Below are 10,065 nucleotides of genomic sequence, written 5' to 3' on the forward strand. Positions count from 1 at the left end.
CGTCAGTGGCGGGTCGGGTCCTGCGGCGCGGTGTCGAAGGCATCGGGGACGCCGTCGGCATCGGAGTCCCTGGCCTCGGCCAGGGCGACCGCCCGGTGCCGCCGGTTGCTGGGCACGAGGATGCCGGCGGCCAGGATCGCGGCCAGGACCGAGGCGAGCAGCACGCCCACCTTGGCGGCGTCGTTGTGGTCGCTGCCCAGCCCGAAGCTGAGCTCGCCCACCAGCAGCGACACGGTGAACCCGATGCCGGCCAGCACGCCGACGCCGGCCATGTCGCCCCAGCGCAGGGCCGGGTCGAGCGTGGCGCGGGTGAACCTTGTCAGCAGGAACGTGGAGGCGACGATGCCGATCGGCTTGCCCAGCACGAGGCCGACGATGATGCCGAGGGCCACCGGGGAGGTGACCGCCTCGACGAGGCCGTCGAGGCCGCCGACGGCGACGCCCGCGGAGAAGAAGGCGAACACGGGCACCGCGAACCCCGTCGAGAGGGGGCGGTAGGCGTGCTCGAACGTCATGGCCAGGCCGTGGCCCTCGCCGGCGTCGAGGTCCTTGCGGCGCACGGGGACCAGGAAGCCCAGGACGACGCCCGCGATGGTGGCGTGGATCCCCGCCTCGTGGAGCAGGGCCCACGCCACGACCGCGATCGGGAGCAGGACGAGCCACGGCGTCCACGGCCGTTCGGCGAACCAGCGGGGGCGGGTCTGGACGAGGACGCCGTACAGCGCCACCGGCACCAGGAACAACCCGAGCGCGACCACGTTGACCGACTCGGTGTAGAAGAGCGCGATGATCGTGATCGCGATCAGGTCGTCGACCACGGCGAGCGTCAGCAGGAAGATGCGCAGCGGCGAGGGCAGGTGGGAGCCGATGATGGCCAGCACCGCCACGGCGAACGCGATGTCGGTCGCGGTCGGGATCGCCCAGCCGCGCAGTGTCTCGCCCTGGCCCCAGTTGATCGCCGCGTAGATCAGCGCGGGGACGATGACGCCGCCCGCCGCCGCCACGACCGGGACCATCGCCCGCTGGGGGTTGCGCAGGTCGCCCGCGACGAACTCGTGCTTGAGCTCGAGGCCGACCAGGAAGAAGAACACGGCCAGCAGGCCGTCCGCCGCCCACGCGCCGAGGCTCAGGTCGAGGTGGAGCGACGCGGGGCCGATGCGCAGGTCGCGCAGGGCGAAGTAGGAGTCGGCCGCGGGGGAGTTGGCCCAGATGATGGCGACCAGGGCGGCCACCATGAGCATGATGCCGCCGGTGGTCTCCTTGCGCAGGATCGCGCCGATGCGCAGGTGCTCCGGATAGCTGCCGGGCGACAGGATGCGGCGCAGGCGGCTGGGGGATGACGGGTTCAAGGGATTCTCCCGGGGTCGTCGGACATCGACGCCGACCAGACTTCCCGGCACACCGGGGAACACTGTACCCATCCCCGGGCGGCCGGTTCGGGCCGATACGATCGTACCATGGCCCTCTCCGCGCACCAGGTGCTCGACGCGGCGCGTTCGATCCTGGATGCCGATGGGCTCGAGGGGCTGTCCATGCGTCGGGTCGCCGCCGCGCTCGAGGTCCAGCCCGGGGCGCTCTACCACCACGTCCCCGACAAGCAGACCCTGCTGGCCGGGGTCGCGGACCAGATCCTCGGGGAGGTCGACGAACCCCTCGGGCTGTGGCGTCCGGCCGTGGAGGCCTGGACCGCCAGCCTGCGCGCGGTCCTGCTCGCCCACCGCGACTCGGCCGAGTTGGTCGCGACGGCCCGTGGCTTCCGCCTCTCGCGCCACGACACCACGCGTCACCCGGCGACGCTGTTGGCCACCGCGGGGCTGTCCACCGTCGAGGCGCGCGGCGCGGCGTCCGCTCTGTTGTACTTCGTCCTCGGCCACGTCGCCGAGGAACAGGCGCGGCTCGACTGGGAACGGTTCCACCCCGCCGACCCCGGCAAGGCCATGGACGCCGACGCTGCGTTCGCCCTCGGGGTGGGGCTGATCCTCGACGGCGTGTCCGCGCGCTGAGCGCAGGCTCTGGTCGTGCCTCCCGCTTCGCCGCGGCGCACGGAGCACGGGCTGTCGGCGCTGAGACGACTTGGAATATCTATTCCAATGAGGGCATACTCATGCGCATGACGACGAAGATTGCGGTCGCGGGCTGCACGGGGTACGCCGGGGGAGAGATCCTGCGGCTCCTCCTGGGGCGCGACGACATCGAGATCGGTGCCCTGACGGCGAAGTCCTCCGCCGGGTCCCGCCTGGGCGAGCACCACCAGCACCTGGCGCCGCTGTTCGACCGCGTCGTCCTCGACACCACCCCCGAGAACCTCGCCGGCCACGACGTCGTCTTCCTCGCCCTGCCGCACGGCACGTCGGCCGAGGTCGCGGCCCAGCTGGGCGACGACGTGCTGGTCATCGACTCCGGCGCCGACTTCCGCCTCGAGGATTCCGAGGCCTGGCGGCAGTTCTACGGCACCGAGCACGCGGGGACCTGGCCCTACGGCCTGCCCGAGCTGCCCGGCCAGCGCGAGGCCCTGGCCACGGCCAAGCGCATCGCCGTGCCCGGTTGCTTCCCGACCACGGTCACCCTCGGCCTCGCCCCGGCCCTGCAGGCGGGCCTCGTCGACGGGCACGACGTCGTCGTGGTCGCCCCGACCGGCCCCTCGGGCGCGGGCAAGTCCCTCAAGCCGCACCTGCTGGGCAGCGAGCTGATGGGCTCGGCGTCCGCCTACGGGGTCGGGGGAGTGCACCGCCACGTCCCGGAGATGCTGCAGAACTTCCGCAAGCTGGGCGCCGAGGCACCGACCATCTCCTTCACCCCGGTCCTGGTCCCGATGTCGCGCGGCATCCTGGCCACGGTCACCGCCCCGCTGGCCGGAGCCACGACCACCGCCGAGGCCCGCGCCGCCTACGAGCAGGCCTGGGCCGACGAGCCGTTCGTGCACCTGCTGCCGGAGGGCCTGTGGCCCCAGACCCAGTCGGTGGTCGGCTCCAACCACGTGCACGTGCAGGTGGCCGTCGACGCCGCCGCGAACCGCCTGGTTGTGGTCGCCGCCCTCGACAACCTCACCAAGGGCACCGCCGGCGGTGCCATCCAGTCCATGAACCTCGCCCTGGGCCTCCCCGAGACCCTCGGCCTCACCACGTTGGGAGTCGCCCCGTGAGCGTCACCGCAGCCAAGGGCTTCACCGCCGCCGGCGTCAAGGCCGGCATCAAGGCGTCCGGCAACCACGACCTCGCGCTCGTGCGCAACGAGGGCCCGGCCAAGGTCGCGGCCGGCGTCTTCACCACCAACCGCTTCCAGGCCGCCCCCGTGGTGTGGTCCATCGACGTGCTCGCCGGCGGCCAGCTGGACGCCGTCGTCCTCAACTCCGGCGGCGCCAACGCCTGCACCGGCCCCGACGGGCTGGCCGACACCCGCGCCATGGCCGAGGCCACGGCGTCCGCGCTCGGCACCACCCCCGACCAGGTTGCGGTCTGCTCGACAGGCCTGATCGGCGTCCGCCTCCCCATGGACGCCGTGCACGCCGGCATCGCCGCCGCTGCCGCCGGCCTCGCCGCCGACGGGGCCTCGGACGCCGCGCTGGCGATCATGACCACCGACACCGTGCCGAAGCAGGCGGCCACCACCAGCGAGGCCGGCTGGAGCGTCGGCGGCATGGCCAAGGGCGCCGGCATGCTGGCCCCCGCGCTTGCCACCATGCTCGTGGTCGTCACCACCGACGCCGACCTCACCCCCGCGGAGGCCGACACCGCCCTGCGCGCCGCCACCCGGGTGACGTTCGACCGCACCGACTCCGACGGCTGCATGTCCACCAACGACACCGTGATCCTGATGGCCTCCGGCGCCTCGGGCGTGGCCCCCGACCTCGAGGCGTTCACCGACGCCCTCACCCAGGTCTGCGGCTCGCTGGCCCGCCAGCTGCTGGGCGACGCCGAGGGCTCCAGCCACGACATCGCCGTCACGGTCGTCAACGCCGCCACCGAGGACGACGCCGTCGATGTCGCTCGCTGCGTGACCCGCTCCAACCTGTTCAAGACCGCGATCTTCGGCAACGACCCCAACTGGGGCCGGGTCCTGGCCTCGGCCGGCACCTCGAGGGCGACCTTCGACCCCGACCGGGTGAGCGTCTCGTTCAACGGCGTGAAGGTCTTCGACACCGGTGCCCTCGGCGAGGACCGCTCGCTGGTCGACCTCACCGACCGCGAGGTGCTCGTCGAGATCGACCTCGCCGCCGGCCCGGCGTCGGCCACCGTGTGGACCAACGACCTCACCTACGACTACGTGCGCGAGAACGCGGAGTACAGCTCATGACCTACACCACCCGCACCGCCGAGCTCCAGGGCGAGGTCTACACCAAGGCCGGCACCCTCATCGAGGCGCTGCCCTGGCTCACCAAGTACGCCGGCGCCACGCTGGTGGTGAAGTACGGCGGCAACGCGATGGTCAGCGAGGAGCTCAAGCGCGCCTTCGTGGAGGACATCGTGTTCCTGCGCCGCTGCGGCATCCGGCCCGTCGTCGTGCACGGCGGCGGCCCCCAGATCAACGTGATGCTCGACAAGCTCGGCATCGCCAGCGAGTTCAAGGGCGGCCTGCGCGTCACCAGCCCCGAGGCCATGGACGTCGTCCGGATGGTCCTCGTCGGCCAGGTCGGGCGCGAGCTCGTCGGCCTGCTCAACCAGCACGGACCCCTGGCCGTCGGCATGTCGGGCGAGGACGGCGGCCTGTTCACCGCCCAGCGCCGCGGCACCGTCGTCGACGGCGAGGAGGTCGACCTCGGGCTCGTCGGCGAGGTCGCCTCGGTCAACACCGACGCGATCTCCGACCTCATCGAGGCCGGGCGCATCCCCGTGGTCGCCTCGGTGTCCCCGGACGCCGAGGGTGCGGTCCACAACCTCAACGCCGACACCGCCGCCGCCGCCCTCGCCGCCGCGCTGGGCGCCGACCGGCTGATCATCCTCACCGACGTCGAGGGCCTGTACGCCAACTGGCCCAGCACCGACGAGATCATCGCCCGGATCACCACCTCCGACCTGCGGGCCCTGCTGCCCACGCTGGCCAGCGGGATGATCCCCAAGATGGAGGCGTGCCTGGCCGCGGTCGCGGACGGCGTGCCGCTGGCCACGATCGTCGACGGTCGCCAGCCGCACTCGCTGCTGCTGGAGATCTTCACCGACGAGGGTGTCGGCACGATGGTGGTGCCCGGATGAGCAACGCGGACGTCCTGGGCCGCTACGGCGCGGCCATGATGCAGACCTTCGGCATCCCGCCGCGGGTGCTCGTGCGCGGCGCGGGCCCCTGGGTGTGGGACGCCGACGGCACCCGTTACCTGGACCTCCTGGCCGGCATCGCGGTGAACTCCCTCGGCCACGCCCACCCGCGCGTGTTGGCGGCGATCACCGAGCAGGCCGGGCGCCTGATGCACATCTCGAACCTGTTCGCCTCCGAGCCCCAGGTCGCCCTCGGCGAGCGCCTCGACGCGCTCGTGGCCGGCGACTCGGGCCTCCCCGCGCGCACGTTCCTGACCAACTCCGGCACCGAGGCCAACGAGGCCGCCCTCAAGGTGACCCGCCTGACCGGGCGGCCGCGCCTGGTGGCCATGGAGGGCTCCTTCCACGGCCGGTCGCTCGGCGCGCTGTCGGTCACCGCGGCGGCCGCGTACCGCGAGCCGTTCGAGCCGCTGCCGGGCAACGTCACGTGGGTGCCCTACGGCGACCTGGACGCCCTCGCGGCCGTGATGGGCGACGACGTCGCCGCGGTCGTGGTCGAACCCGTCCAGGGCGAGAACGGAGCGATCAGCCCGCCGGAGGGCTGGCTCGCCGGCGTCCGAGCGCTGTGCGACGAGCATGGCGCGCTGCTGTGGCTGGACGAGGTCCAGACCGGCATCGGGCGCTGCGGGGGCTGGCTGGCATCGGCGACCGAGGGCGTGCGTGGTGACGTCGTCACCCTCGCCAAGGGCCTGGGCGGCGGCTTCCCGGTCGGGGCCTGCGTGGCCGTCGGCGACGCCGCGACCCTGCTACAGGCCGGGCACCACGGCACCACCTTCGGGGGCAACCCCCTGGCCGCCACCGTGGCCCTGACGGTGCTCGACGTCATCGAGTCCGAGGGACTGTTGGAGCACGCCCGGGAGACCGGCGACTGGCTCGCCGGCGCGATCGAGGGCCTCGGCCTGTCCGAGGTCAGCCACGTCCGTGGGCGCGGCCTGCTGCGCGGCGTGGTGCTCAACCAGCCGAACGCGCGCGAGGTGCTCGCCGCCGCGCTGGAGGCCGGGTTCATCGTCAACGCGCCCCGCCCCGACGTGCTGCGGCTGGCCCCGCCACTGGTGGTCACCCGCGACGAGCTCCAGCTCTTCGTCGACGCCCTGCCCGGCCTGGTGCGGGCATGACCGAGCGGTCGGTGCCCGGCACCAAGGCCGCCCGCCAGGGCCTCATCGTCGACCTGTTGACCCGCGAGGCGATCCGGTCGCAGACCGAGCTGGCCGAGCTGCTCGCGGCCGAGGGCTTCGTCGTCACGCAGGGGACGCTGTCCAAGGACCTGGTCGACGTGGGCGCCGTCCGGTTGCGCGGGGCGTCCGGTGAGCTGACCTACGCCGTGCGCGACGTCGAGGCGTCCGACGTGAAGCGGGCGCACGCCCGCCTGGTCCGGCTGGCGTCCGAGCTGCTCCTCTCGGCCGAGGCGTCCGCGAACCTCGTCGTCGTCAAGACCCCGCCGGGGGCGGCGCAGTTCCTCGCCTCGGCGATCGACAAGGCCGGCCTCGACACCGTGCTCGGTACCATCGCCGGGGACGATTCCATCCTCATCGTCAGCCGGGCGCCCGACGGGGGCTCCGCGCTGGCCGAACACCTCCTCGCGCTGGGCGGGGACGACAAGGAAGGCGAAGCATGAGCGAGGCCGAGGGCAGGCTCTGGGGCGGACGGTTCTCCGGGGGGCCCGCGGAGGCGATGTTCGCGCTCAGCAAGTCCACCCAGTTCGACTGGCGGCTGGCCCCCTACGACCTCGCCGGCTCGCGCGCGCACGCGCGCGCCCTGAACAGGGCCGGGCTGCTGACCGACGACGAGCTGGCCGCCATGCTGGCCGGCATCGACGGGCTGGACGCCGACGTCACCTCCGGCGCCTTCTTCGCCGCCCCCACCGACGAGGACGTGCACGGGGCCCTCGAGCGCGGTCTGATGGAGCGCGTCGGCCCCGAGCTCGGCGGACGCCTGCGCGCCGGCCGCTCGCGCAACGACCAGATCGCCACCCTCATCCGGATGTACCTGCGGGACGAGCTGCGCGTCGTCGCCGCCGGGGTGCAGGAGGTCGTCGTCGCCCTGCACGACCAGGCCGTGGAGCACCTCGGCGTGCCGATGCCGGGCCGCACCCACCTGCAGTCGGCCCAGCCCGTGCTGCTGTCGCACCACCTGCTGGCCCACGCGTGGCCGCTGCTGCGCGACGTCGAGCGCCTCCGCGACCTCGACCGGCGGCTCGCCGTGTCGCCCTACGGGTCGGCTGCCCTGGCCGGCACCTCGCTGGGCCTGGACCCTGAGTTCGTCGCCGCGGAGCTGGGCTTCGCCGGCTCGGTGCCCAACTCGATCGACGGCACCGCCGCCCGCGACCTCGTCGCCGAGGCCGCGTTCGTGCTGGCGATGATCGGCGTCGACCTCTCCCGGATCTCGGAGGAGGTCATCCTCTGGTCGACCGTCGAGTTCGGCTTCGCCAAGCTGGACGACGCGTGGTCGACCGGGTCGAGCATCATGCCGCAGAAGAAGAACCCCGACGTCGCCGAGCTCGCCCGCGGCAAGGCCGGGCGTCTGGTGGGCAACCTCGCCGGCCTGCTCACCACCCTCAAAGGACTCCCGCTGGCCTACAACCGCGACCTGCAGGAGGACAAGGAGCCGATCTTCGACGGGCTCGACCAGCTGCGCGTCCTGCTGCCCGCCATGGCGGGGATGATCGGCACCCTGCGCTTCCAGCCCGAGCGGATGGCGGCCCGGGCCCCCGAGGGCTTCTCGCTGGCCACCGACGTCGCCGACTGGCTCGTCCGCCAGCGCGTGCCGTTCGCCCAGGCGCACCACGTCGCCGGCGCCGCCGTCCGTTACTGCGAGGAGCGGGGCATCGAGCTGACCGGCCTCACGGCGTCCGACCTGCCGGCCATCGACGAGCGGCTCACGCCCGGCGTGCTCGAGGTGCTGACCGTGGAGGGCTCGATCAACGCCCGCGACGGTCGCGGCGGCACGGCCTCGGCCCGCGTGGGCGAGCAGCTGAACGAGGTGGCGGACGCGGTCGACGCGATCAGCGAGTGGCTGGTGCCGGTCGAGCCCACCCCCTACGAGCCCGCGGAGGCCGAACTCGCCTGGTTCGCCGAGCCGCCGACGGACGCCTGAACCCACCCGGGCGCCCGGCGCGGCGTCCACTAGGGTGGTGCGTCGTGAACGCACTGATCGACGAACTGTCCTGGCGCGGGCTGATCGCCCACTCGACCGACCTGGACGCCCTCGGCGCCCACCTGGACTCCGGACCGATCACCGCGTATGTGGGCTTCGACCCCACGGCACCGTCGATCCACATGGGCAACCTCGTGCAGGTCATGGTGCACCGCGCCCTGCAGAAGGCCGGCCACCGCCCGATGTTCCTGGTGGGTGGCTCCACGGGCCTGATCGGTGACCCGAAGCAGGCGGGCGAGCGCGTCATGAACGACGTGGACGTCGTGGCCGGCTGGGTGGAGCGCATCCGCTCGCAGGTCGGCCGGCTCATCGATCTCGAGGGCCCCAACGCCGGCACCCTGGTCAACAACCTCGACTGGACGGCGAAGCTCTCGACGCTGGACTTCCTCCGCGACGTCGGCAAGCACTTCTCGGTCAACCGCATGCTCGACCGCGAGGTGGTCAAGGCGCGCCTGGAGACGGGCATCAGCTACACCGAGTTCAGCTACGTACTGCTGCAGTCGCTCGACTTCCGCGAGCTGTACCGCTCCCACGGGGTCACGATGCAGACCGGCGGCTCCGACCAGTGGGGCAACCTCACAGCCGGTGTGGACCTGATCCGCCGCTCGGACGGCGGCCGGGTGCACGCGTTGGCGACGCCGCTGCTCACCAAGGCCGACGGCACGAAGTTCGGCAAGACCGAGTCCGGCACGGTGTGGCTCGACCCCGAGATGACCTCGCCGTACGCGTTCCACCAGTACTTCCTGAACGCCGAGGACGAGATGGTCGTGGCCTACCTCAAGGTGTTCAGCGAGCGCCCCCGCGACGAGATCGACGACATCGCCGCCCAGCAGGCGGAGAAGCCGTTCCTGCGGATCGCCCAGCGCGCGCTGGCCGACGACATCACCGACCTGGTGCACGGCGAGCCTGAGCGTCGCGCCGCCGAGGCCGCCGCCGCGGCCCTGTTCGGGCGGTCGGAGCTCCGGGACCTGGATGCCCGCACCCTGGCCGCCGTGGCCAAGCAGCTCGAGGCTCCGCGCCTCGAGGCGGGGGAGACGCTGCCGGCCCTGGTCGACGTGCTCGTCGCCTCGGGCGTGGTGCCGAGCAAGTCCGCCGGACGCCGCGCGATCGAGGAGGGTGGTGCCTACCTCAACAACGTCAAGGTCACCGACGTGGACGCCGTGCTGACCCAGGACGACCTCCTCGACGGCCGCTGGGCCGTCGTGCGCCGGGGCAAGAAGACCGTCGGCGCGGTGGAGGTCGTGCGCTGAAACTGCGTCTGACTACGCCGGACGCCGCGGGTCCGCCCTCGATTTGGAATCGGGAGCGGGCCCGTGTAATGTTTACCAAGCGCTCGGGGAGCCGGACGGAGTGGCCAAGCCACGAAGGACGGGCCGGGAGCCGAAGCCCAAACCAACGATGTCAACCCAATTCCTGGGTGGCGTCAGCGACTGGACTTCGAGGGAGGAAAAGCCCGATTTGACTCGGTGAAAATGACTCCCTAGAGTAGATGAGGCCCCGAGGGGATCGCTTCCAGCAAATGGAGCGGGAACCGAGGTGTGTGTCGGAAGTTTGAGAACTCAACAGCGTGCTTAGGTCAATGCCAGTGACCTTCAACTGTTTTTGGATGGTTGTTGGTTGTTGTTTTGCACACTTGAACCTTTTGGTTTCTTGTGTGTCCTCG

The 10,065-nt window shown here is 72.2% G+C and carries 9 protein-coding genes; 8 read left to right on the forward strand and 1 reads right to left on the reverse strand.

Annotated elements, in window-relative coordinates; all coding sequences use genetic code 11:
- Positions 1-2: 2 nt before the first annotated feature.
- Positions 3-1,349, reverse strand: a complete 1,347-nt coding sequence (gene nhaA / locus H5397_RS14860; protein WP_255438965.1) for a Na+/H+ antiporter NhaA — start codon at positions 1,347-1,349, stop codon at positions 3-5.
- A 108-nt stretch (positions 1,350-1,457) separates the two neighbouring features.
- Here nhaA and H5397_RS14865 point away from each other — a divergent pair, with 108 nt between their 5' ends.
- The 8 genes from H5397_RS14865 (at position 1,458) to tyrS (ending at position 9,652) form a co-directional block, all read left to right on the forward strand.
- Complete coding sequence (locus H5397_RS14865; RefSeq protein WP_182818377.1) at positions 1,458-2,003, forward strand: TetR/AcrR family transcriptional regulator C-terminal domain-containing protein; 546 nt, start codon at positions 1,458-1,460, stop codon at positions 2,001-2,003.
- 107 nt (positions 2,004-2,110) lie between these two features.
- Entirely contained in the window at positions 2,111-3,142 is a 1,032-nt protein-coding gene (gene argC, locus H5397_RS14870) for an N-acetyl-gamma-glutamyl-phosphate reductase (RefSeq protein ID WP_182818379.1), read from the forward strand.
- Positions 3,139-4,293, forward strand: a complete 1,155-nt coding sequence (argJ, locus tag H5397_RS14875) for a bifunctional glutamate N-acetyltransferase/amino-acid acetyltransferase ArgJ (protein ID WP_182818380.1) — start codon at positions 3,139-3,141, stop codon at positions 4,291-4,293. Before argC ends, argJ begins: the two co-directional genes overlap by 4 nt.
- Positions 4,290-5,189, forward strand: a complete 900-nt coding sequence (gene argB / locus H5397_RS14880) for an acetylglutamate kinase (protein ID WP_182818381.1) — start codon at positions 4,290-4,292, stop codon at positions 5,187-5,189. Before argJ ends, argB begins: the two co-directional genes overlap by 4 nt.
- On the forward strand, positions 5,186-6,364 hold the full coding sequence (locus H5397_RS14885; RefSeq protein WP_182818383.1) for an acetylornithine transaminase: 1,179 nt from the start codon (positions 5,186-5,188) through the stop codon (positions 6,362-6,364). Before argB ends, H5397_RS14885 begins: the two co-directional genes overlap by 4 nt.
- Complete coding sequence (locus H5397_RS14890; RefSeq protein WP_182818384.1) at positions 6,361-6,864, forward strand: arginine repressor; 504 nt, start codon at positions 6,361-6,363, stop codon at positions 6,862-6,864. The genes H5397_RS14885 and H5397_RS14890 overlap by 4 nt, the downstream gene beginning before the upstream one ends.
- Positions 6,861-8,342 carry an argininosuccinate lyase gene (gene argH, locus H5397_RS14895; RefSeq protein WP_182818385.1) on the forward strand — a complete coding sequence of 494 codons (1,482 nt, stop codon included), beginning with the start codon at positions 6,861-6,863 and terminating at the stop codon, positions 8,340-8,342. The genes H5397_RS14890 and argH overlap by 4 nt, the downstream gene beginning before the upstream one ends.
- Positions 8,343-8,386: 44 nt before the next feature.
- The gene (tyrS, locus tag H5397_RS14900) at positions 8,387-9,652 is read left to right on the forward strand and encodes a tyrosine--tRNA ligase (protein WP_182818387.1); all 1,266 of its coding nucleotides are present in this window, start codon (positions 8,387-8,389) and stop codon (positions 9,650-9,652) included.
- Positions 9,653-10,065 lie beyond the last annotated feature (413 nt).

Source organism: Propioniciclava sp. MC1683 (assembly GCF_014164675.1).
GTDB lineage: Bacteria > Actinomycetota > Actinomycetes > Propionibacteriales > Propionibacteriaceae > Propioniciclava.